The organism is Chryseobacterium lathyri, assembly GCF_019970085.1.
Classification (GTDB): Bacteria; Bacteroidota; Bacteroidia; order Flavobacteriales; family Weeksellaceae; genus Chryseobacterium; species Chryseobacterium lathyri.
The window spans coordinates 1026943-1050494 of the sequence record NZ_JAHXYG010000001.1 but is presented as its reverse complement, the minus strand read 5'-3'; the positions used below and the strand labels follow the sequence as shown (position 1 = coordinate 1050494).

General features: G+C 37.1%; 20 protein-coding genes. 7 read left to right on the top strand and 13 right to left on the bottom strand.

The features are described 5' to 3' along the window. The first annotated feature begins 38 nt into the window (after positions 1-38). From LC418_RS04825 to LC418_RS04805, 5 genes are read left to right on the top strand one after another with little or no spacing between them, the layout of a single operon-like run. Positions 39-1766 carry a glycoside hydrolase family 3 protein gene (locus LC418_RS04825; RefSeq protein WP_223558279.1) on the top strand — a complete coding sequence of 576 codons (1728 nt, stop codon included), beginning with the start codon at positions 39-41 and terminating at the stop codon, positions 1764-1766. Between the two features lie 4 nt (positions 1767-1770). Continuing rightward, the gene (gene bshA, locus LC418_RS04820; RefSeq protein WP_111957246.1) at positions 1771-2919 is read left to right on the top strand and encodes an N-acetyl-alpha-D-glucosaminyl L-malate synthase BshA; all 1149 of its coding nucleotides are present in this window, start codon (positions 1771-1773) and stop codon (positions 2917-2919) included. A gap of 25 nt (positions 2920-2944) precedes the next feature. Then, the gene (locus tag LC418_RS04815) at positions 2945-4216 is read left to right on the top strand and encodes a DUF2851 family protein (protein ID WP_223558278.1); all 1272 of its coding nucleotides are present in this window, start codon (positions 2945-2947) and stop codon (positions 4214-4216) included. Next, positions 4209-4430, top strand: a complete 222-nt coding sequence (locus tag LC418_RS04810) for a PspC family transcriptional regulator (RefSeq protein ID WP_034702977.1) — start codon at positions 4209-4211, stop codon at positions 4428-4430. Before LC418_RS04815 ends, LC418_RS04810 begins: the two co-directional genes overlap by 8 nt. A gap of 2 nt (positions 4431-4432) precedes the next feature. Further along, positions 4433-4945, top strand: coding sequence for a GNAT family N-acetyltransferase (locus tag LC418_RS04805; protein ID WP_223558277.1), 513 nt, complete (start codon positions 4433-4435; stop codon positions 4943-4945). Positions 4946-5062: 117 nt separating this feature from the next. Here the strand turns inward: LC418_RS04805 and LC418_RS04800 are convergent, their stop codons facing one another. The 4 genes from LC418_RS04800 to LC418_RS04785 form a co-directional block, all read right to left on the bottom strand. Then, on the bottom strand, positions 5063-5797 hold the full coding sequence (locus LC418_RS04800; protein WP_111957240.1) for an SIMPL domain-containing protein: 735 nt from the start codon (positions 5795-5797) through the stop codon (positions 5063-5065). Between the two features lie 71 nt (positions 5798-5868). Beyond that, positions 5869-6684, bottom strand: coding sequence for a carboxypeptidase regulatory-like domain-containing protein (locus LC418_RS04795; protein ID WP_111957237.1), 816 nt, complete (start codon positions 6682-6684; stop codon positions 5869-5871). A gap of 17 nt (positions 6685-6701) precedes the next feature. Next, positions 6702-7508, bottom strand: coding sequence for a hypothetical protein (locus tag LC418_RS04790; RefSeq protein ID WP_223558276.1), 807 nt, complete (start codon positions 7506-7508; stop codon positions 6702-6704). A 6-nt stretch (positions 7509-7514) separates the two neighbouring features. Next, positions 7515-8261: a carboxypeptidase-like regulatory domain-containing protein gene (locus tag LC418_RS04785; protein WP_111957231.1), complete on the bottom strand. Its 747-nt coding sequence runs from the start codon at positions 8259-8261 to the stop codon at positions 7515-7517. A gap of 168 nt (positions 8262-8429) precedes the next feature. Here LC418_RS04785 and LC418_RS04780 point away from each other — a divergent pair, with 168 nt between their 5' ends. Further along, positions 8430-11585 (top strand): UvrD-helicase domain-containing protein, encoded by a 3156-nt coding sequence (locus LC418_RS04780; protein WP_338075516.1) that lies wholly within the window; start codon positions 8430-8432, stop codon positions 11583-11585. 230 nt (positions 11586-11815) lie between these two features. On the opposite strand, the gene LC418_RS04775 is transcribed toward LC418_RS04780, so the two are convergent. The 8 genes from LC418_RS04775 to folE form a co-directional block, all read right to left on the bottom strand. Continuing rightward, positions 11816-12325, bottom strand: coding sequence for a ferritin (locus LC418_RS04775; protein ID WP_223558274.1), 510 nt, complete (start codon positions 12323-12325; stop codon positions 11816-11818). Positions 12326-12451: 126 nt separating this feature from the next. Then, positions 12452-12904 (bottom strand): hypothetical protein, encoded by a 453-nt coding sequence (locus tag LC418_RS04770; protein ID WP_223558273.1) that lies wholly within the window; start codon positions 12902-12904, stop codon positions 12452-12454. 173 nt (positions 12905-13077) lie between these two features. Then, a complete protein-coding gene (locus tag LC418_RS04765) occupies positions 13078-14136 on the bottom strand; it encodes a hypothetical protein (RefSeq protein ID WP_111957222.1) in 1059 nt (352 codons plus the stop codon). A gap of 137 nt (positions 14137-14273) precedes the next feature. Beyond that, on the bottom strand, positions 14274-16928 hold the full coding sequence (locus LC418_RS04760) for a 4-alpha-glucanotransferase (RefSeq protein ID WP_223558272.1): 2655 nt from the start codon (positions 16926-16928) through the stop codon (positions 14274-14276). Positions 16929-17076: 148 nt separating this feature from the next. Then, a complete protein-coding gene (locus LC418_RS04755; protein WP_223558271.1) occupies positions 17077-18243 on the bottom strand; it encodes a T9SS type A sorting domain-containing protein in 1167 nt (388 codons plus the stop codon). 317 nt (positions 18244-18560) lie between these two features. Further along, entirely contained in the window at positions 18561-20027 is a 1467-nt protein-coding gene (gene cysS / locus LC418_RS04750) for a cysteine--tRNA ligase (RefSeq protein WP_111957211.1), read from the bottom strand. 121 nt (positions 20028-20148) lie between these two features. Next, positions 20149-20580 (bottom strand): DinB family protein, encoded by a 432-nt coding sequence (locus LC418_RS04745; RefSeq protein ID WP_223558270.1) that lies wholly within the window; start codon positions 20578-20580, stop codon positions 20149-20151. 3 nt (positions 20581-20583) lie between these two features. Next, a complete protein-coding gene (gene folE / locus LC418_RS04740) occupies positions 20584-21252 on the bottom strand; it encodes a GTP cyclohydrolase I FolE (RefSeq protein WP_034725871.1) in 669 nt (222 codons plus the stop codon). A 90-nt stretch (positions 21253-21342) separates the two neighbouring features. On the opposite strand from folE, the gene LC418_RS04735 reads away from it, so the two are divergent. Further along, positions 21343-22497, top strand: coding sequence for a hypothetical protein (locus LC418_RS04735; RefSeq protein ID WP_223558269.1), 1155 nt, complete (start codon positions 21343-21345; stop codon positions 22495-22497). A gap of 51 nt (positions 22498-22548) precedes the next feature. Here LC418_RS04735 and metF read toward each other — a convergent pair whose 3' ends face one another. After that, positions 22549-23508 carry a methylenetetrahydrofolate reductase [NAD(P)H] gene (gene metF, locus LC418_RS04730; RefSeq protein WP_111957203.1) on the bottom strand — a complete coding sequence of 320 codons (960 nt, stop codon included), beginning with the start codon at positions 23506-23508 and terminating at the stop codon, positions 22549-22551. Between the last annotated feature and the right edge of the window lie 44 nt (positions 23509-23552).

Below are 23552 nucleotides of genomic sequence, written 5' to 3'. Positions count from 1 at the left end.
ATTTTTTTAATTGTATTTTTGTTCTTATTCAAAAGATCATGAAGAAATTGTTATATACTTCCCTATTTATTTTTTCATTAATAAGCTTTACAGCCCAAGCCCAGTACCAGCCCAAAAACATTTCCGAAGAAGACCTGAAAAAAGCTCATCACTGGGTGAATAAAACCTACAGATCACTTTCTCAGGATGAAAAGTTGGGGCAGCTGTTTATTGTAGCTCTTTATACGAATAAAGGTGAAGACTATATTAACCAGATCAGAAATATTGTGGTTAATGATAAGATCGGAGGATTAATCTTAATGCAGGACGACGCTGCCAGAGAAATCAACCTGGTTAATGAATTCCAGCAGAAATCAAAAATTCCGATGATGATCGGGATGGATGCAGAATGGGGCTTGTTCCAAAGAATTGCCACAGCACATAAATTTCCATGGGCGATGACCCTAGGAGCAATACAGGATAAGAACCTTATTTACCAGATGTCTGCCAAAATCGCAGAAGATTGCCACAGAATGGGGATCAACTGGGATTTCGCACCGGTTGTTGATGTAAATACCAATCCGGATAATCCTATTATCGGAAACAGAAGTTTCGGTTCAGAAGTAGATAATGTGATCAGTTCTGCATTATCTTATTCCAACGGTCTTCAGGATAATACGATTCTTGCCGCCATCAAACATTTCCCGGGACATGGTGATACCAGTACAGATTCTCACTTGGATCTGCCTGTAGTTTCGCATAGCTTAGAAAGATTAAATACTGTTGAATTGGCTCCTTTTAAAGCTTTAATGGACAAAGGAATCGGTGGTGTGATGGTAGCTCACTTATATGTGCCGAGCCTTGAATCCGGCAAAGGAATTCCTGCTTCGGTTTCTAAAAACATTATTACAGGCGTATTAAAAGATAAACTGGGCTACAAAGGTTTAATCATTACCGATGCGCTGAACATGGGTGCTGTAGCTAATAAATATAAGCCGGGGCAACTGGATGCACTTGCTTTTAAAGCTGGAAATGACATCATGCTTTTCTCTCAGGGAGTTTCGGAAGGAAAGAAATTAATTCAGAAAGCTATTGAAAACGGTGAAATTCCACAATCAAGAGTGGAAGAAAGTGTCAAGAAAATTTTACTTACAAAATATTTTTTGGGGCTTAACCAATACACTCCGAAAAATCCCGTAAATATCAACAACGACCTGAACAATGATTCTCACAAAACATTGGTACAAAATCTTTATGCCAATGCACTGACTTTATTAAAAGATGATCAAAAACTGCTTCCTGTTACTGGAAAACAGATTTATTATGTTCCGCTGGAAGAAGCACCTTATCAGACTTTCGCTAATCAGCTGGGATCAACTGTCATAATCAAAAAAGCAAATGAGATTAATACAATTCCTGCAGGTTCTACCGTAATCGTAGGATTTCACAAGGATAATTCAACAGCGTATAAACCTTATAAAATTTCGGCAGAATCTAAGAAAGTTCTTGTTGATCTTACCAAAAATCAAAAAGTTATTTTAAGTGTTTTCGGAAGCGCTTATGCTTTAAAAGACATTGATATTACAAAAGTATCTACCGTTCTTGTCGCCTATGAAAATAATGATGACTCTATGACGGCCGCAGCCAATGCTCTGAACGGAAAAACAAAAATATGGGGCAGGCTGCCTGTTCTGGTCAATGATCAGCTGAAAGCAGGCATGGGGATCGATAGTGTTCCAGCTTCAGCTTCAAATACCACAGTTTTTACAACATCAAAACAACAATAATCTAATGAAAATAGGCATACTTTGCTATCCAACATACGGGGGAAGCGGAATCGTAGCAACAGAACTGGGAATGTCCCTGGCCAATAAGGGCTATGAAGTCCATTTTATAAGTTCTGCGCTCCCTGCAAGACTAGACATTACCAACCCGAACATTTTCTTTCACAGAGTGAATGTACAGACCTATCCGCTTTTCCAGTATCAGCCTTATGATATTGCGTTAAGTTCGATGATCTATCGTGTAGTGAACCTTTATAAGCTTGACCTGTTACACGCTCATTATGCCATTCCATATGCCTACGCTGCATTTACTGCCAAGCAGATGCTGAAGGAGGATAATAATGATATTCCATTGGTAACTACGCTGCACGGAACAGATATCACTCTTGTAGGACAGCATCCAAGCTATAAACATGCCGTAGAATTTTCCATCAACCAGTCAGACGCTATTACTTCGGTTTCTGAAAGCCTGAAAAAGGACACCCTGCAGTTTTTCAACATCAAGAAAGAAATACAGGTGATTACCAATTTTATTGATAATTCTGAATTTGATGACTGTACAGAATGCCAGAGAACCCAGTTTGCCAATCCGGACGAAAAAATTCTGATCCATGTTTCCAATCTTCGTCCTGTAAAGCGTGTAGAGGAAGTATTGCAGATATTTAAGAGCGTTGAGAAAAAAGTAAAATCAAAACTGATCATCATCGGTGAAGGACCGGATATGGAAAAAGTGAATCAGTTTTTAGAAGAAAATCCTGAGCTTATTTCAAAAATCCGTCTTTTAGGAAAAGTAAATGACTTGTATAAGATCTTGCAGCTGTCTGATGTATTTTTACTTCCTTCCGAGCAGGAAAGTTTCGGTCTGGCAGCTCTTGAGGCAATGGCAGCTTACACCCCTGTAATCAGCTCCAATGCGGGCGGAATTCCTGAAGTAAATATACAGGGTGAAACAGGATTTTTGGCTGAAATTGGAAATGTAGAGGCTATGAGCAATTACACCATCAAGCTACTAAGCAATGATGAGCTTTTAACCAAAATGAAAAAAAATGCGAAAGATCAGGCTATAAAATTCGATTTGAAAAACATTCTTCCTATATATGAAGAAATGTATAGAACGACTATAGAAAATTTCAAAAAAGAGCCGGCGAAAGTATAATATTTCTGTTATATTTATCGTCACTATGACGGAAAAACTGCTTCAATATCTTTGGAACTATAAGGTTTTCAAACATTTCGACTTCAAGGATATTGAAGGGCATTCCGTCGAGATCATCAGCTTTGGAAAGTGGAACACGAATGCGGGTCCGGATTTCCTCGATGCAAAAATTAAAACAAAAGATCTGGTTATTGCCGGAAATATCGAATTGCACCTTCTAGCCTCCGACTGGGTCTTCCATAACCATTCTCAAGACCCCAATTACCAAAATATTATCCTCCACGTTGTTTACCAGAATGATGCTGAGATCGATGACCTTATCTCTAAAAACGTTCCTACACTGGAACTGAAAGACCATATTGACCAGAACATTCTCTGGAAATACGAAAAAATGATCAATGGAACTCAGTTTATTCCCTGCGAAAATATTTTTGATCCCAATAAAATTCCTCTTAATTTTCATGAAACCAATGTTCTTAAAAAGCTGGATGAAAAGTCTCAGGAACTGGAAAAAAGCTTAGAAAAGTATAAGAACAATTTTGAAGCGGTACTTTTTCACAGTCTCGCCTATTCTTTCGGATTAAAAGTAAATGCCCATATGTTCAGACAGATTGCTGAGTCCATAGATTTCAGTATTGTTAACAAAATCCGCCAGAATGAATCACAGCTGGAAGCCTTATTATTTGGTATTTCAGGATGGCTAGAGCATCCAAAAGACGAAAAAATGCTAATGTGGAAAAGGGAATTTGAATTCATCAGAAAAAAGTTTAGCATACCGGATCTGACATTACATCCTAAGTTTTTAAGGCTCCGTCCGCCCAACTTCCCCACGATCCGTCTCTCCCAGCTGGCAGATCTTTACTATAGGCATCAGAATCTGTTTTCCAAGATCATTAAAGCTGATAACATAGATAAACTTTACGAAGTCTTTGAACCGGTAAAAGCTTCGGAATATTGGGATTTTCATTTTAATTTTGGGACCCTTTCAAAATTCCAGCCAAAAACATTGAGCAGGGATTTCATTGAACTGGTGATCTTAAATACAGTGCTTCCTTTAAAATATACTTATCATAAATACCATAATGATGAAACAACGGATGAGATACTGGAGCTGTACAGAAACTTGACCGCTGAAAAAAATTCTGTAACCTCCGGATGGAGAAACCTTGGACTGAAGGTTAAAAATGCATTGGAAAGCCAGAGCCTTATTTTTCATCATAAAACCTCGTGTGAAGAAAAAAATTGCTTAAATTGCGGTATTGGATTTAAACTTTTAAAAGAATCTTCAAATGTTTGATAATATCCGCCACAAAATGGAACGAGAATGGTTTGGTGTTCTTACGAGAATGGGAGCTAAACTGGGGATTCCTGTATCCAAATTAAGGATCTTCTTCATCTATTCTACTTTTGCAACTGCTGGTTTTTTCTTTCTGATCTATCTCGGGCTCGCATTTACGCTTTGGATCAAAGATATTTTTATTACAAGAAGACCTAGTGTTTTTGATTTATAATTATGGAATTTTTACCGATTACTTCTGCCGAAGACTATAGAGTCCAGGACATTTATACGTCTTACTCCAGCACTTTTCCTACGGATGAGCAAAGGGACTGGAAACAATTTACCGCCTTATTTTCAAATCCTCATGTAAAAGTAATTTCTGTACTTCATGAATCCCAGGCTATTGGCTATCTTATTATCTGGGAGCTGAGTTCTTATGTTTTTGTAGAACATTTCGAAGTTTTCGAGGCATTCAGAAGTCAGAAATTGGGATCACATATTACAGGGTATCTGTTTAAAAATTATCCGAGGATTATTTTAGAAATAGAACCTGATCATTTGGGTGACGATGCGAAAAGACGCTATTCTTTTTATCAGAAAAACGGATTTACCCTGATCGATGAAATGTATGTACAGCCGAGTTATGGTGAAGGGAAAAAGCCTCTTGATCTTTGGCTGCTGGCCAATTATACACCCGACGATATTAAACGTGTAAAAGATGAAATTTATGATGTTGTGTATCACTAAAATATAAAAACCGGCGGAGAATTTCCGGCGGTTTATTTTTTTAACCACCCCGTCAGATCTTCGATCTGTCACCCCTCCGGAGGAGGGGAATAGATAGATGGTTATTTACAGAGGTTTTTAGTTCACTTCGTATTCCAGTTTTATGGTAATATTGGCTTCTTTTTCTTTGGAAGAAGTGTTGAATGTTCCACCGTAGGAATAATCTTCATTGGAGTTGGGCTCGGTAATCTGAATAACACCCATTGTGGCTTTTTTAAGATTTCCCAGACTGCTTCCTGAATTTTCCGCAATTTTCTCAGCTCTTTCTTTAGCATCTTTGGTTGCGCTGGCGATCATTTCCTGTTTTACTGTTGCCAGTTTGGTATAAAAATAAGATGGTGCTGAGGATGTAAATTCTATACCCCGATTGATGATCTCTGTAATATTTCTGGACAGATTCTCAATTTTTACAACTTCTTTACTTTCAATAGATACTTTTTGGGTAAGATTATAGCCAGAGAATTCACCCTGAACATAATTCCCATTAGAATCATTATAACTTCTGAACTGTTTTTGAATATCTACAGAAGAAAACACGATTTCGTTTTGTTTAATGCCCTTTGAAACGAGATAATCATTAATCACCTTCCTGTCTATAGCCAGCTCATCATAAGCCGCTTTTAAATCGGAATTATTTTTGGAAAAACTTCCGGACCATGTGATCAGATCGGAAGTAAACTGTTTGGTGCCCAATCCTGTTACGGAAATGGTATTTTCAGATTTATTTCTGTTTTTAATAGCATTCCCTAAAAAGCCAAGCCCAAGGACAAATCCCAGTGCTCCGACTGCTACCGCAATAATATTTTTATTCATAGAAATTGTGATTGATTAATTTAAGTAACAGTACATCAATTTCTATTCCGAATTTTAAGAATTTTTTAACATTATTGCTGTATTTTTTTCTGTTTTAATCTTTCAAGGTAAACAGGCATAGTTTCTTCCATTCTCAATAACACTCCGGATAAATTTTTTGCTTTTACATAAGTGCGCACCTGGGGTTTAGCCTCAAAAGAATACTGTATAAACTCTGAAATTCTTTCTTCCGGAATTCCCGCCTGGGTAAAGTATTCATTATCCACTCTGTTTCTTACCCATGCAATATGTTCCTGCAGATCATCATACCTGTATTGTCTTTTCTGGCGCCTTGCTTTTCCGCTTATCAGATCATAAGCTCCCTGTACATCCAGGCTCCCTAAAAGTATCGGAATAAGCACCTGCTTCACTTCTGCCGGCTTTTCCCTCATTTTCCCGACGGGTTGGGGTAAGCCTACTGCCTGGCGTACCATCTCACCTTTATCTACTTTTGAAGCCAGCCTTGAATCCGTCTCAAGATCTCCGGTTGGTTTTTTAACTACCTTTACTTCTTCAATTTCTTTTGGGATCGGAATCAGAACAACCAAAAGCTGAGAACTGAAACCATTAGCGGGAACTGTAGCAGAAACCCTCCTGAAATCTGCTTTTACAAATCTCAACTCATCATTTGGATTAGCTTCAATAGAGAACTGCCCCATAGAATTGGAATAGGTTTTTTGGTCATTAGACATGTTGATAATAATCACTGAACTTAGGTTTTCGCCACTATCATCGGTAATACGGCCCGTAACTGTCTGCTGTGAGAAGAAATTATTAAACATGAATACAAGAAGAAATGAAACTTTTCTCCAGTCATTAATGCCAATATTTCCACCTGCAAAGCTCATGCTCTTATTCGTTAAGATTAAATACTGTCCAGTTTATGGGTTTTTCTGTATTCTGCAAAGGCTACTTTTAATTCATACTCTACAATATCTGCCTTAAAGTTTTTCCTGTATTTTTTTGCCATCATCCGGGTATCATTAGCATAGATTAAAAAATAATCTATCTGATCTTCATCCATACCATATTTTCTCAGAAACTGTAAGTCTATTTCTTCCTTTACTCTTTTGATAAAATCCTGTGTTTCCGTATAATTGGCTTTGGTAATTTTAAGTTCTGTCGCTTTTTTGAACAAACCTACAGCGGCATCCAAAACTCCTAAAATACTTACCTGCCCGGCATTATAATCAGGTTTAAAGGTTTTTGAAACCGTATTATCCGGTAAAGCTTCATTCAGTGGGCTTTTCATATAATCATCCAACTCTGATCTTAAAGACACCACTTTTCTGGATTCATTAAGATACCTGTTGTCTCTTTCCAGATTACCCGTAGGTTTATATGTAATCTTTACTTCAGGGATTTCTATTTCAGTTTTGTCAAGGCTTATCATTAAAGGAGAACTGAAATCTTCCTTCCTCACCTTTTTATCAAAACGGTAATATCCTTCTTTTACAAATCTAAGTTCATCATTTTCCGATGCTTCTATCGTAAAGTTCCCCGAAGTATCACTCAATGTGCTTTTCCTGTTGGAAACATTGATAATTAAAACCGGGTTTATATTTTTTTTGCTGTTATCTGTCACTGTTCCGGTTATCTGCTGCTGGGAAAAAAATTCTGCCGAAACAAAAAAAGGAATTACGTAAAGGCTTTGTTTAATATAAGTTCTCATCTATGTTTATCTTTGAGTCTGTGGAGCGCGGTAAGAGGAAATTCTCGTCAGTACAAAACGTTGAAATCTATAAAGATCAGCATCACTGCAGAAACCATATTTCAGGATAGCTTTCCTTTCAAAGCCACCGGCCAGAACATAGCTTATAAAATGATCTATCTGAGACTTTTCAATTTTTAAATCCGTGAAGTATTCCTCACCAAGAGCTGTTTTCAGATAACTGCCAAGATCAATATCATCCCATTTGTTTTTCACTTTCCCAATAGAAAATCCCTGCCCTTTTGGCTGTACAAATTCTCCGGGTTTCGCTGCCAGTATTCTTGGGTCTGATTTCCGTGCAATATACCCGTCAATATCTTTGATTAGCTTTTCAACTTTTTTAGGTCTGTTCAGGTTTTTTGCATCTATTTTAAGATCACCGGTAATTCCCTGCTTGATTTCTACTTCGGGAATCAATATGGTGGCTCTTTCTAAAGTGATATTAATTGGAGATTCTATATTTTCCTTGGAAACTTTTTTAACGAGGCGTTCGTAGCCTGCCTTTACAAAGCGAAGTTCATCCCCTGCTCTTCCGGAAACCATAAAGTGTCCGTCCCGGTTCGTAACCGTTCTTTCATCAGTCCTGATATTAATTACAGTTACATCCGGGATTTCTGAACTATCTTCAGAAACTACTTTTCCAAAAATATAATTTTGGGCATGGGTGTTTATGAAAAAAAGAGTAGTAAGAAAAAAGAGTAGTTTAAATTTCACGGACAGTTTTTTATAGAGCAAATCTAAAATTATTTTTAAATTAAATGGTAAGTTTAACCACAGTTAACGTGTTTTAGGATTTCTTTTTGATTTTTGCTTGAGAAACTGTTAAATCGCCACTCTGAATTGTTAAAATTTCACTTAAAAATTAGCTAACTTGCAGTCTCAATTCTAAATTCAGCAATGCAAAATTCTTATACAGTGATCAATGCTTCAGCCGGGTCGGGGAAAACATATGCCCTTGTCCAGAGGCTTCTGATGATCTGTCTCCGCTACCCCAATCAACAGCAGTCGATCCGGAATATTCTCGCGCTTACCTTTACCAATAAAGCGGCCAATGAGATGAAGGAAAGAATTTTATCCTGGCTGGGAAACTTTTCAGCGGATAATTTTGCACAAAACAGTGACCTGAAAAACATTCAGAAAGCATTTGAAGCTGATGGACTGAAAATTACGATTGATGAGCTCCATAACCGTTCCAAGAAACTGCTGGATTATGTGCTTCACAATTATTCAACGCTGAACATCGGAACAATTGACCGTTTTAATTCAAGACTGGTAAGAAGCTTTTCCTACGAATTGGGTTTAGCCAAAAACTTTAATCTTGAAATTGAAGCTGAACCGTTTCTGATCGAAGCTGTAGATAAAATGCTGGACCAAATCGGTGAGAATGAAAACATTTCCAATTCTTTCATGGATTATGTGGATTACAGTCTGGAAAATAATGAAAGGATCAATCTTAATAAAAATCTTTATGATTCTGCAAAAGAGTTTGTAAAGGATATTCACTATGAACATCTGAAAAGCAACAAAAGCTTTGATGACACGAATTACGAGAATATAAAAAATACGCTCAGAAAAGAAATCGTCCAGAATAAAAAACGGTCCGCCGAGCTTGCGGCCCAATCTATTGAGATTTTCCGGTCCAGAAATATTGATATAGAAGATTTTGCACAGGGAAAAAACGGGATCGGTGGATTTTTCACTAAGGTTCAGGATTTTTACAATCAGAAAAGACCGGGATTTCCATTTCCCACAACGCAGGAAGAATCTGTAGTCAACAATTACAGGAAGGGAGCTTCTTCGAAATCCAAAAATAAGGAAGCTGAGATCTTCGAGATTCTGGACCAGCTTCTTGACAACAGAATGCAGCTGATCCTTTTATACATTGAAACCCAAAAGAAGGAAAAGATTCTATCTGCCCTTCTTCCGTTAAAGGTGAATAAAGACATTCAGGATGAATTAAAAAAAATTGAGGAAGAGAATGACCTTGTTCTGCTTTCAAAATTTAATATTCTGATCAATGAAAATCTTAAAAACGAGCCATCAGCCTTTATTTATGAAAAGGTAGGTTCACAGTTTCAGCATTATTTCTTTGATGAATTTCAGGATACTTCGGAACTGCAGTGGCAGAATTTTATTCCGTTACGTGATCACAGTGTTTCTACAGAAAATACTTCTTTTACGCTTGTAGGAGATCCTAAACAGAGTATCTATAGGTTCCGGGGTGGAGAAAGTAAGCTGATGCTGGATATTATTAACAAAAAAGAATTTTCGCCAAAGGAAGCAGCTCTTCTTGTTTTAAAGGACAACTGGCGAAGTGCTAAAAACATTGTACAGTTCAATAATGAGCTGTACCGGTATCATTCGGAAGGTCTGGAGGAGGAACATCGGAATATTTTCGGGGAAGATGCTGAACAAAGCTCGAAATCCCAGATTGAAGGCCGTGTAAAAGTCAGCCTGATCGAAAATCTTACGAATGAGGATTTTTATAATGATACTTCTGAAAGAATGCGGAAGGACATTCAGGAAAGCCTGGATAATGGCTTTAAGTTTTCTGACATTACAATCTTATGCCGCGGTAATTTTGATATTTTCAGCTATTCTCAAAAACTGGGAAATCTGAAAGTGAACTACCATGGGGAAGAAACGAATATTAAAACAATTTCTGATAAAGGCCTGACACTGGAACTTTCCAATACCTTAAAGGCTGTTATTGAATTTCTTCGGTGGGAAATCAACCCTAAGAACAAGCCCAATCTGATCATGATGATGTATTATCTGAATGCTTTGGGAAGAATTCATATGGCAGATTTCACATTGGAAATGAACAAAATCCTGGAGATAGAAACGCATGAGGAAATTCTTCAGTTTATTCAGAATACCTATTCCCTGAAGCTGAAACAGGAAAACTTTCCGAGGTTCAATCTGTATAATTTTGTGGAATATTACATCAATGAATTTGCTGTGGAAAACAAGGAAACAGATTTTCTTCTGAATTTCCTTGAAATGCTTTTCAACTTTACACAGAATGCCGGAGCCAGCACGAAAGAATTTTTGAAATACTGGGATGAAGAGGCTTCTGCTTATACAATCCAGGCTTCGGAAAATATTGATGCTGTGCAGATCATGACCATTCATAAATCGAAAGGACTGGAATTCCCGATTGTATTTATCCCGATGATGAATAAAAACAGGGACAATGAATTCACTAACTGGTTTGACACCAATAACGATGATGCTTTGAAATCAGTCAACATCAATCAGTTCAGCAAAAACCTTGAGGTTTATGATGAAGAAATAGAGGCATTTAATAAGAAAAATTCTTACAAAAACCTTATTGACAGATTATGTCTCCAGTATGTAGCGACTACCCGTCCTGTTGAACAGCTGTTTTTCTATCTTCAGAAAGCGAATAAAACATCCAATAATCTTGAGCTGCTGGAATTTTTCAACGGAAAAAATACGGAAGAGTCTGATGAATTCGATCTGTATGAAGTACATCCGGAAATGCTGAAAAAGTATTCTAAAGATAAAACATCATTATTTAAGACCAAGGATATTCAGAACCTTAAAAATATCAATGAAAACAGAGCATCCATCAAGATTGCGACTCCCTCCAAAAATTACCAGGTGCGGAACGAAAAGGTAAGGATCGGGCTTTTTGTCCATGAATTACTTTCGAAAATCAATACGGAGAAAGATACAGCCAAAGTCCTGGAAAGCTATGTTCTGGACGGACAGATCACAGTGGAAGAGAAAAATGAGATCCAGGAAACTTTAGTTCAGATCATCAGAAAATACGCTGAATTTTTTGACGAGAAATGGGAAGTGATCAATGAAAAAGATATTATGATCTCAGAAAGAGGACAAAGCCATATTTTCAGGCCTGACCGTATCCTGAAGAGTGAAGAAGGCTATGTAATTGTAGATTTCAAAACGGGTGAAGAAACGGAAAAGAATCAGCAGCAAATTGAGAATTATAAACGCATTCTGGAAAGTCTGGGAAGAAAAGTACTAAAGACACAGTTGATTTACCTATAGCAGGAATCTGTATTATCTTTTCCACAAAGTTTTCCACACCAGAATGTTGATAAGTTTAAAAACAAGGCATCAATACACTGATTAACAACAGAATATAATAAATTTAAAAAAAATAATATTATTCACAATCGAAAGCACATCTTCCAGATATTTTGTGGATAACCTGATAATGAAAATAACTCGCCCCGCCGTTCTCCGAACGGCGGGGCGAGTTTTACCATATAATTTGCTTAGGCTGTTGTAGCCGGTACAAAAACTCTTTGAGACAATTCCTGATCAAAAAGATATAATGCGGATGGATTATCGCACACCATCTTGATCTTTGTAACATACTGTGAAGCGCTAGCCTCTTCTTCTACCTGCTCATTAATGAACCACTGTAGGAAAGAAGTTGTTGCAAAATCTCCTTCATCATTAGCATTTTTCACAATGTTGAAAATACTTCTGGTTACTTTTTTCTCGTGTTCCAATGCTTTTTCGAAAATATCAGTAGCGTTTTCGAATTCATGTGGAGGTTTTGCAATCTCTCCGATGATAATCTCCCCTCCTACGTCATTTAAAAAATCAAACATTTTATCCGCATGCATCAATTCTTCTTTGCTCTGAACTCTGAAGTAATTTGCAATCCCGTCAAGATCTTTTCCTGAAAACCAGGCAGACATTGAAAGATAATATTGTGCGGCATATTGTTCGTGAGCTATCTGTTCGTTAATTAACGTTGCAATTTTTTCGCTGATCATAAGTATAAATTTATAGTCAAAAATAAGGAATAAAAGCCCGAAATCAAAGGTTTTAATGAAAATTAATACAAAAAGGACGAGAGAAAACCCGTCCTTCATACATTAAAAAATCAAAATTATGAACTGTTATTTTGCTTCCTGAACCGCAGTATTCATAGGTTTCCTCATCATTTTTCTGTCCTTCATTGCCACCTTTCTCTGCTCCATTTTAGCTTTTCTGTCGGCCTGCCATTTATCATACTGATCAGGGGTCAGGATTTTTTTCATATCAGCATCCATCTGAGCTCTTTTGGCTTTCATGTCTTCCATTTTAGCCTGTCTTGCTTCTTTATTTTTATCAAAGTCAGCTTTCATTTCAGACTTTCTTTTTTCATGAAGGCTTTTAATCTGCGCAACCTGAGACGCGTTCAGGTTAAGATCTTTCTGCATCTGATCAAGGTGCTCCTGATGCTTTTGCTGCATTTTTTGCTGCATCTCTGCTCTTCTTGCCTGTTTGTCCTGCGGAGTCGTTGTGGTCTGTTGTGCCATTGCAAAACCTCCTATTCCAATAAATGCTATTGCTAAAACTAATTTTTTCATCTTAAAAAATATTTAATTAATTGTTATACATCTTTTTGATTATTAGTTAAAAGATAAGTTAAACCAAAATATTCATAAAAAATGTTAATTTTTAATATTAAAATAATAAAAAAGGACAGATCCTAAAATCTGCCCTTCACACCACTTAAATATAATATATGAAAATTATTATTTTATCTGTTTACCAGTCTGCCTCTGAAACCACCCCCTCTGTTTTCACTGCCGCGGTCGTTCTGTGGTCTCGGTGAATTTTCAGATCTGGAACCTCCACTGTTTCCTCTAAACCCTCCACTATTATTTTCTCTTTGTGGAGTTCTTTCCCTGTTCGCTTCATTATTTCCTCTGAAGCCTCTGTTACCACCATTATTTCCAAATCCTCCACTGTTATTTTCTCTTTGCGGAGCCCTTTCCCTATTCGGTTCATTATTTCCTCTGAAACCTCCGTTACCACCATTATTTCCAAATCCTCCACGTGTTCCGTTATTTTCTGAATTCCCTCTGAATCCTCCGTTATTTCTTACCCCATTATTTTCATTGCGGAAACCATTGTTCTGATCAGCCTGCTTACGGAAACCTCCGGAATTATTATCTCTGGATCCTCTGAATCCATTATCAGATCTGCTGCTTCTGATTACATTAAAAGTAGGGTTGTCCATTCTTCGGAACTTCGCTCTATCTACTCTGTACACATTGATATTTACATTCCTGTATCTCGGCATTACTGCATATCTCGGTGCATAATAGGTTCTTCTGTAATTCTGGAAGTAAACAATCGGGCTTGCTCCACGGTAATAATTGTTTTGGAAAACAACAAATACTCTTGGCCCTAAAATTCTTTCCAATGCATAGAATCTGTCATAATACCATCTGTCAGGATTGTATCTGTAAAAATTATTCCATGTAGAAAAATTCACATACAGGTTATTAAGACTTAAGATCTGATCAATCTGCCATCGGTTCAATCTGTTATCTCTGAAGAATACATTCCAGTTGATATTTACAACACTGTTTCTGTAGTCATTATAGTATCCCTGGTAATAATCACTTGGATAATAATCCTGAGGATAGTTATAGTAATAATCGTCCGGGAAATAATTCCTGTCATCCTCATCATTATAATAGCCATCTCCATTCTGATAATATCCGTCATCTCCCCATCCGTTATTTGGATACTGCTGGGCGGAAGACAAAGCTGCCAGTCCCAAAGCAAATCCCAAAAGTATTTTTTTCATCTCTAATCGTTAATTGGTTAGTATATAGCAGAATATCTCTATTCTATCTTTTGGATATAAATAAAAAAAAGAAGTTAAATCCTAAGATGAAACTTCTTTTAATTTACTTTTAACTAATTGATAATCAAATGTTAAATTTATAATCTTCCGCTATCTTTTATCCAATAGGCTATTTTTTCATTGAAATATTTTTTATCTTTTAAGTCCTCGAGCTTTAAATGCATCCTGTAGCGCCAGTAATGCGGGAAAACTGCAGGGTTATTAATCCTCTCATTATCCATGTTCTGATTGGTCAGCTCAGGTTCCGTTGCAAGAAATTCCTGGATTGGGAAAACAGCAAGCATCGCATCAGTGTAAAGATGCTGTTTCATAATGATTTCTGCAAGATGAGAATCCATTTCGTCCGGAGCTTTTCCATACTGCACCAATTGTTGATTAAAATATTTCTGTGTCAGTGCAGGATCTTCCTTCCACCATTGTCTCAGTGTTGAGCTGTCATGTGAGGAAGCCGTTACCACATTCATATAATCAGCTTTTTTAGGATTGTAAAACGGAATATTGTCTGACGGCATTCGCTGTACTTTTAAAGCAATGATCGCCAGCTCATCCATTACAACAGGCACGCAGGCAGGAACCATTCCCAGGTCTTCGCCACAGATCAGCATTTTCGTTGCATTAAGAATAACCGGCAGTTTCTCCATCGCTTTCTCGTACCATAGGTGATCCTGTCTTCTGAAGAAATAATCATGGTACAGCTCATAAATCGCCTTCCTTTCCCATTCTGAAAGATATTTATAGGAGTGGGTATTAAACACATTAAATCTTGGATGATATACTGTTTCGCCATTCCTTTCTTCAGTAAGGAACAAAACATTGGCACATAAAGAGATAAGTTTTTCTTCTACAGAGCCTTTTGGGTTCTTTTTGAAAAATTCTGCCAGCTTTCTCTGGGTATCAAATTCTTCTTTGAAGGAGTATGTTCCGTCATTATTGTTGTTAATAAATTCAAAAACTCTACTGCTGTCTTCCCCGAAATATTCCCACAAAATTCTTTCATTGATGAAAGGCTTACAGTATCTGTTGAAATCAAAAGGAATATGCCTTGCTTTAAATTCATCCAGAACAACAGGAACCGCAGGATAAAAGTAGCCTAAAATCCCTTGTGTAGCAGAAATTGGCATCCTCCAGATTCTGAAAAATCCTAAGATATGGTCTATTCTCATAGCATCGAAATACTGCTCAAGTGCTTTAAACCTGTTTTTCCACCAGCGGTAATCATCTTCCTTCATGGCTTCCCAGTTGTATGTAGGGAATTCCCAGTTCTGACCCAGCTCTGTAAACTGATCCGGCGGTGCTCCGGCCTGGAAATCCATTCCGAAAAGCTCAGGTTCTGTCCATGCTTCCACAGAATGTCTGTAAATACCGATCGGAAGATCTCCTTTCAAGGATACTCCTAGGCTGTGGATGTAATCTACAGCATCTTTCAGTTGTAAATGAAGCTGGTACTGCACCCAGGCATGAAGCATGGAAGCATCATAATCTTTACTTTTTGTGGTGAAAAACTGTGAAATTTTTCCTGCAATATATTTTTTATGGGTTTTCCAGTCGTTGAAGTTCGGAGTTTTATATTTATCCCTGAGTACACAGAATGCGGCATAAGGAGTCAGCCAGTAATCGTTGTCTTTTATAAATTTTTTAAAGTTCCTGTCCTTATAAATTTTCTCTTTTCCCGCATTGAAAACTGCTTTTAAAAACTTCCATTTTCCTGCGATCATTTTTTCATAATCAATCAGGTCAAGAGCATTCAATGCCTCTTTTTCAGACTGATACTCAGAAACTAATTCTTCCGGTAAAGCAAAATCAAGATTTTCCAGACAAATATACTGCGGATGCAAAGCATAGACAGAAACTGCCGCATAAGGATAAGAATCCGTCCAGGAATAATTGGCAGTAGTATCATTTATCGGAAGGATCTGGATAATACCCAGATTGGTTTCCTTAGTCCAGTCGGTCAGCTTTTTAAGATCGGAAAATTCTCCTACTCCAAAACCGTTCTCACTTCTTAAAGAAAATACAGGAACTGCCACACCAGCATCATGATACATCTGGTAAGACTTGAATTTAAAATAATGATTGGAAACAATCTGCAGCACATCTTTCAACTGATTAGCAACCGTAAATCTGTTTTCACCGGTTTCGACATCAATAATTTTTCCTTCTTTTTTGCTGTAGAGACAATATTTAAATTGGATAAATTCATTCTCAGGAATTTCAACGGAAGCTTCCCAAACTCCAAAATCTGTCTGTGAAAGACGGATCGCTTTATCATAATTCCAGTTCCCCAGAGAAGCTGTACTTCCGAAGAGGGCAATTTCCCAGTCGGGATTGTAAACAGGTGCTTCAATTCTGAATAAATGGGTATGCTTTTTTAAAACTGCAGCTTTTTCGGGAACAAACTGATTAAGCTTATTATAAAGGATCTTATTGTTCAAATAGTTCTCGGGGAAATTTTTATTATTCCATTCATCGAAAATAATAAATTCTTTGTAGTTATGCGGGAAATTAAGATGGTGCAGCACAAATTCTTCTCTAAGAATATTGCCTTTTTCATCTGTAAGCTGATATTTATATGAGACTGATTTTGAAAAATAATCCACTTCACATTTCCAGATGCCGTTTTCTGCATAAAACAGGGCATGAGTCTGGACAACAGCTCCTTCCTCATCCACAATCAGGAGCAGTAAACTCTGTCCTGCCTTTGCATTATATCCTACATTAAAGTATAGCTTCATCTATATTTTTTTTATAAAAATACATTTTAATATCGAAAAACAAAACTTATTGAAGATCAAATAATCATTAAAAAACCTTTCCAAAATAACTTGAAAAGGCTTTATATTTTATTAGAGTTAAATGGAATTATATCAATTATCTAAGCTTTTATTCTGTAACAATAATTTTTTTACTTAATATTACTTTACCGGATTCATTTGTAATGCTTACAATATAAGCTCCATTGACTAAATTTTTGAGATAAACCTGCTGATTGAGCGAGCCATCTTTTACAGATAGATTCTGTTCCGTTACATTTTTCCCGGAAATATCAAAAACACTAAGTTTTAAATTTCCTTTTACAGCTTTATCATTTACACTAATGTTGATAAAGTGTTCATCTACTCTGGTCGGGTAGATATCAATATTAGCTAATGTATTTACCGAAGAAGTTCTGTCATTGGCAAAATATCTGCTTGCAAGATCATAAATATGAGGTTTTTCTCCACCGGAAAGAACCTTCGCTTGCAGGGTTAACAAATCTACTTCATATAAACTGTCTCCTTTGGCACTTGCAATAATTACTTTTCCTTTAGCATTGACAGCAGATCCGTTCACTGAATAATTTTCAGGAATACCGGATATTTTACCTACAAATTTGGCTTTCAATTCTTTTGTAATTACCTTAAAAACATTTCCTGAAGCTGAAAAAACATAAAAATTATTTTCAGCATCCGCAATCATGTCTCCTCCGAAACCCGTTTCAATAGCCGTAAATGAATTTTTCCCATTGGAAGCATCATCCTTAATAATTCCAAGGTCACTGACTGTATACTGACTTCCTTTTCTGCTGATCTGAAGCAACTGTGTTCCTGCGTTATTAAGAGCATAAATATTTCCGTCATATCCTGTAGTCATTCTTGTGATGTGGGAATTGATATCACAGGAAGTTACTCTTGCCACGGTATTTTCTACCAAAATAATTTCTTTAGTCTTGGCATTCAAAACATAAATATTTGATGAAAACATCGGCATATACACCAAATTATTATTCAAAGGATCATAAGCCAGAGCCGCCATGGTAACTGCCTGGGAGTGGCTGTAGGAATTCTTATCCTCAGATACCTGACCTTTTCTTTCCTGAGAAAATACGTTTACCGCAGTATCCGCCGAAAACAATTTTTCTCCGGAGGCACCGCTTACCGCATCCATCGCACGGAAATCACTGAAAACTATGCTGGAAGTATCTTTTCCGGCAATAGCGAAAAAGTCCTGCTGCGCCTGGACATTAGCACCAAACACAAGCAGGAAAAGAGGGAATAAATGTTTTTTCATACAATGTAGAATTTAGATTCGTGATCATTTTAGTTATAACTAAGTTACACAATTTACAAATTGAATCATAAAAAAATAATATCATTTGCATAATATTTATAATCATTCAATCTAAACGTTGAAGTTTTGATAAATTATTTTTTTTTCTTTTAAACACAAATAAGTAAAATCTGCAAAAAATTATACCAGCAGTTAATTGTAAAAGTAGGATTGCCTGTACCTCAGCAAAAAAAGAACTCCCGTCGATCACACGGATTGCAACAGATTTGTCTGCAGAATCCACGTCATCAGCGGGAGCTGTACTTATGTATTTTAGGTTAATTCAGAACGTAAGTTGTTCCGTCTCTTCCGTCTTTTAATTCAATGCCTTCAGCAAGCAGCTTATCTCTGATCTGATCTGAAAGGTCGAAGTTTTTTGATTTTCTTGCCTGATTTCTCAGCTCTATTAAAACTTTTAAAGTTTGATCAAGTTTTTCGTTATTATTTTCTTCGATACTCTGAAGTCCTAAAACGTCAAATATAAAGGCATGTAATGTTGACTTTAAATCTTCAAGATCCTCAGCAGAGATTGTTTCTTTGCCATCATTTAAAGCGAAAATATATTTCACAGCTTCAAATAAATGAGCAATCAGGATCGGAGAATTGAAATCATCATTTAAAGCATCGTAACATTTATTTTTCCATTCCTGAAGATTGAATTCAGACCGTTTTTCATTATCCGGAGTAATCGAATTTAATACTTTAACAGCCTCCATTAATCTGATGAAACCTTTTTCACTGGCCATCATCGCATCGTTTGAAATATCCAGCACACTTCTGTAATGTGCCTGCAGGAAGCAGAAACGCACAATAGAAGGATGGAAAGGTTTTTCAAAGAAATCGTTTTCCCCTGTAACCAATTGCATCGGAAGGATATAGTTCCCCGTCGATTTACTCATACGCTGAGAATTCATTGTCAGCATATTGGCATGCATCCAGTAATTAACCGGAGCCGTATCATTGCAAGCCTTCCCCTGTGCGATTTCGCATTCATGGTGCGGGAATTTCAAGTCCATTCCACCACCATGGATATCGAATTTTTCACCTAAATATTTCGTGCTCATGGCAGTACATTCAAGGTGCCATCCCGGGAAACCTTCACCCCAAGGGGAATTCCATCTCATAATGTGAGCAGGAGATGCTTTTTTCCATAGTGCAAAATCCTGTGGATTCTTCTTTTCGCCCTGGCCGTCAAGATCACGGGTATTGGCAAAAAGCTCTTCGATATTACGTTTTGAAAGTTCACCGTAATTCAATCCTCTTTTATTGTATTCCAGAACATCAAAATATACAGAACCGTTGCTTTCATAGGCAAAACCTCTTTCAATAAGTTTCTGGGTCAATTCGATCTGCTCCACGATGTGACCTGTCGCTGTCGGTTCAATATTGGGAGGCAACAGGTTGAACATTTCCAACACTTTGTGAAAATCGACCGTATATTTCTGTACGATTTCCATGGGTTCCAACTTTTCAAGACGCGTCTGTTTTACGAATCTGTCGTTATCTACGTTCCCATCGTCTGTAAGATGGCCTGCATCTGTAATATTCCTGACATATCTTACTTTATACCCCAAATGCATCAGGGTACGGTATATAAAATCAAAGGAAAGAAATGTTCTTACATTTCCCAAATGCACATTGCTGTACACGGTAGGTCCGCAGACATACATTCCGACGTTTCCTTCTAAAATTGGTTTAAATATTTCTTTTTCTCCTGTAAGGGAGTTATATAGTTTTAATTGCATTTTTTTAAGTTAAAAGATTCAATGATTAAAGGATTTAAAAATTAGTTAAAATAATTCTAACCACAACAGATAATTGTCGTGAGAAAAATTTTATTTGAAACTTTTTTAAATATTACCATTATTAAATTGCTTTTAAGTGATATTGCAGATGATCAATATAATCCTGAATAATGTATTCCAAAGTAAAGGTTTGAGGAACTGTTTTTGTTGTATCACAAGTTCTTTTCAAAGCTTCGTCAGGAATATTTTCCACAGTATGAACAATCTGAAAATTCAAAGATTTCCAAAGGCTGATCACTTCCGAAACCGGAATATCCTGATAATTCTGCGCTTTTACCCAAAAATCCTGATCGTATACAATAGTATCATTTTCTTTGTATTGTGTTACCACAAATCTTCTGATATTGGTAAGAGCACTATCGCAAAGATGGCCTAAAATTTCTTTTTTGGACCACTTTTCCGGTGAAATTTTATAGGACCATTCTTCTTCTGAAATTGTGTCAAATCTCTGAAGTTCGGCATTAACAATATTTTTTAGAATCTGATAGTCCATTTATTAATAATCAAGTTTAGCATGACTTCCCACATAATGCAGGAATTCCTGTCTGGTGATCGGGTTGGTTCTGAAAATACCACTCAATTCTGCCGTAATGGTAGAACTTGCTGTATCTTTTATTCCTCTGCAGTTGACGCATAAATGCTTGGCATCAATAATACAGGCTACATCTTTTGTACCCAATGCTTCTTTCAGGGCATCTACTATCTGCATGGTCAGTCTTTCCTGAACCTGTGGTCTTTTTGCATAATAATCCACAATTCTGTTGATCTTGGAAAGGCCAATCACTTCACCGTTTGAAATATAGGCAACATGGGCTCTTCCGATGATCGGCAGAAAGTGGTGTTCGCAGAAAGAATATACTGTAATATCTTTTTCCACCAGCATCTGGCGGTATTTATATTTATTGGAGAACGTGGAAATTCCCGGCTTATTTTCAGGAAGAAGCCCTCCAAAAATTTCATTAACATACATTTTGGCAACACGCTTTGGTGAATCTTTTAAAGAATCATCCGTCATATCCATCCCCAGTGTTTCCATAATCTCACCGAAAAGTTCGGTAATTTTTTCTATTTTTTCCTGTGGCGATTTATCAAAAGCATCTTTCCTAATAGGCGTATGTTCTTTTCCTGTGAAAATATCATCGTCGTTATCGGTAAAATCAACCATTTTTATTTAATTTGCAACAAAAATACGGATAAAATCTGTTCATCAATTTCATTTTGGACGAAAAACATTATCCTTTCTCAACTTAGCCTTATGATTATTGTCGAAGAAGTACAGAGTGACAACCAGAAAAAGAAATTTTTAGAATTTCCTGCCCAACTTTACCGGCATGACAAAAGCTATATAAGACCCAGAAATCAGGACATCGAAGAGATTTTTGATCCTGAAAAGAATAAATCTTTCGTGAATGGCGAATGTGCCCGGTTCTTATTTAAAAACAAAGAGAATGAAACAGTAGGGAAAGTGGCCGTGTTCATGTCTACTCTTTATGAGCAGAAACAACCCACCGGCGGAATTGGTTTTTTCGACTGTATCAATGATCAGAAAACAGCGGATTTTATTTTTGACCACTGCAAACACTGGCTTCAGGAAAGAGGCATGGAAGCTATGGACGGTCCGATTAATTTCGGGGAACGGGATAAGTTCTGGGGACTTCTGACGGAAGGTTTTGCTGAACCGCTTTTCGGAATGAATTACAATTTTCCATATTACAAAGACCTGTTTGAAAATTATGGCTTCAAAGTATATTTTGAACAGCTCTGTTTTTCAAGACCGATTTTTGCAGAGGTTTCAAGGATCTTTATCCTAATGCATACCAAGCACAGCAGAAACCCGGCCATCTCTGCAAGACCGATGAAAAAGAATGATCTGCCTAAGTTTGCAAAAGATTTTACAGAAATATATAATCAGGCATGGGCTGCCCATGGCGAAGGCAAGCAGCTGGAAGAAGCAAAGGTCCTCAAAATGTTCAGAACCATGAAACCTATCATCAATGAGCATATTTCCTGGTTTGTGTATGAAAATGAAAAACCTATTGCCATGTGGATGAATCTCCCGGATGTGAACCAGTGGTTCAAATATCTGAACGGTAAATTCGGGATTGTTGAAAAGCTTAAATTTTTGTGGATAAAGCAATTCAAAAAGAATGAAAAAATGGTGGGACTGGTATTTGGTGTTGTTCCGGAATGGCAGAAGAAAGGTATTGATGGCTATATGATCTGGGAAGGAACGCAGCACCTGAGAAAGCATACGGATTTTAAAACTACGGAGCTCCAGTGGATCGGAGATTTTAATCCTAAAATGATAAAAATAGCGGAAAGTCTTGACACCACCGTGACCAGAAAACTGGCTACATACCGGTATTTATTTGACCGTGATAGAGAGTTTGAAAGACATCCTATTCTTTAAATAAAAAACCCTGCTATTGATAGCAGGGCTCCTTTCATTTTTGATACTCTATTAGAATAGCTCTCCGGCTACTTTTTTAATATTGTCACTTTTTCCCATGGAGTAAAAGTGCAGCACAGGAACTCCAAAATCAAGCAATTCTTTGCATTGGGCAATAGCCCACTCGATCCCGATCTGTTTTACCGCTTCATTATTTTTAGCATTTTCCACTTCGTTGATCAACTCTTCAGGAAGATCTATTTTGAAAACCTGTGGCAGGATCTTCAGGTGCTTTTTGGTCGCAATAGGTTTAATTCCCGGGATAATAGGAACGGTAATTCCCATTTCTCTGGCCTTCGTCACAAATTCAATAAATCTTTTATTGTCAAAAAACATTTGAGTAACGATATAATCTGCTCCGGCATCTACTTTTTCTTTCAGCCATTTCAGGTCATAATTCATGGAAGGTGCTTCCATATGTTTTTCCGGATAACCGGCTACTCCTATGCAGAATTTATTAAGCTCATCACAGGCTTTTTCATCATTGTGAAGGTATTTTCCTCTTCCCAGATCATTAATCTGATGAACGAGATCCATAGCACTGGCATGACCTCCCGGTGTTGGCTCAAAGTATTGATGCCCTTTCATGGCATCGCCTCTCAGGGCCATTATATTGTCTATTCCCAGGTACATACAATCTACCAGAAGATATTCGGTTTCTTCTTTGGTGAAGCCTCCGCAAAGGAGATGGGGAACGGTATCTACATTATATTTATGCTGGATGGCGGCACAAATACCTAAGGTTCCGGGACGCATTCTGGTGATCCGGCGTTCCATCAGCCCATTTCCTTTATCAATATAAATATATTCTTCCCTTGAGGTAGTTACATCTATAAAAGGGGGCTTAAACTCCATAAGCGGATCTATGTTGGTATACAGATCTTCAATTCCGATCCCCTTTTGGGGCGGAACCACTTCTAAAGAGAATAAGGTTTTGCCATTTGCATTTTTTATGTGTTCAGTGATCTTCATTTTATAGTTTAGTTATATTTTTAGCTTTTAAAGAAGTGCCTGTT

Bases quoted from the DNA above. Each gene is read 5' to 3' on its own strand.
- LC418_RS04825 (WP_223558279.1), top strand. From the start codon at position 39: ATGAAGAAATTGTTATATACTTCCCTATTTATTTTTTCATTAATAAGC.
- bshA (WP_111957246.1), top strand. From the start codon at position 1,771: ATGAAAATAGGCATACTTTGCTATCCAACATACGGGGGAAGCGGAATC.
- LC418_RS04815 (WP_223558278.1), top strand. From the start codon at position 2,945: ATGACGGAAAAACTGCTTCAATATCTTTGGAACTATAAGGTTTTCAAA.
- LC418_RS04810 (WP_034702977.1), top strand. From the start codon at position 4,209: ATGTTTGATAATATCCGCCACAAAATGGAACGAGAATGGTTTGGTGTT.
- LC418_RS04805 (WP_223558277.1), top strand. From the start codon at position 4,433: ATGGAATTTTTACCGATTACTTCTGCCGAAGACTATAGAGTCCAGGAC.
- LC418_RS04800 (WP_111957240.1), bottom strand. From the start codon at position 5,797: ATGAATAAAAATATTATTGCGGTAGCAGTCGGAGCACTGGGATTTGTC.
- LC418_RS04795 (WP_111957237.1), bottom strand. From the start codon at position 6,684: ATGAGCTTTGCAGGTGGAAATATTGGCATTAATGACTGGAGAAAAGTT.
- LC418_RS04790 (WP_223558276.1), bottom strand. From the start codon at position 7,508: ATGAGAACTTATATTAAACAAAGCCTTTACGTAATTCCTTTTTTTGTT.
- LC418_RS04775 (WP_223558274.1), bottom strand. From the start codon at position 12,325: ATGATCAGCGAAAAAATTGCAACGTTAATTAACGAACAGATAGCTCAC.
- LC418_RS04770 (WP_223558273.1), bottom strand. From the start codon at position 12,904: ATGAAAAAATTAGTTTTAGCAATAGCATTTATTGGAATAGGAGGTTTT.
- LC418_RS04765 (WP_111957222.1), bottom strand. From the start codon at position 14,136: ATGAAAAAAATACTTTTGGGATTTGCTTTGGGACTGGCAGCTTTGTCT.
- LC418_RS04760 (WP_223558272.1), bottom strand. From the start codon at position 16,928: ATGAAGCTATACTTTAATGTAGGATATAATGCAAAGGCAGGACAGAGT.
- LC418_RS04755 (WP_223558271.1), bottom strand. From the start codon at position 18,243: ATGAAAAAACATTTATTCCCTCTTTTCCTGCTTGTGTTTGGTGCTAAT.
- cysS (WP_111957211.1), bottom strand. From the start codon at position 20,027: ATGCAATTAAAACTATATAACTCCCTTACAGGAGAAAAAGAAATATTT.
- LC418_RS04745 (WP_223558270.1), bottom strand. From the start codon at position 20,580: ATGGACTATCAGATTCTAAAAAATATTGTTAATGCCGAACTTCAGAGA.
- folE (WP_034725871.1), bottom strand. From the start codon at position 21,252: ATGGTTGATTTTACCGATAACGACGATGATATTTTCACAGGAAAAGAA.
- LC418_RS04735 (WP_223558269.1), top strand. From the start codon at position 21,343: ATGATTATTGTCGAAGAAGTACAGAGTGACAACCAGAAAAAGAAATTT.
- metF (WP_111957203.1), bottom strand. From the start codon at position 23,508: ATGAAGATCACTGAACACATAAAAAATGCAAATGGCAAAACCTTATTC.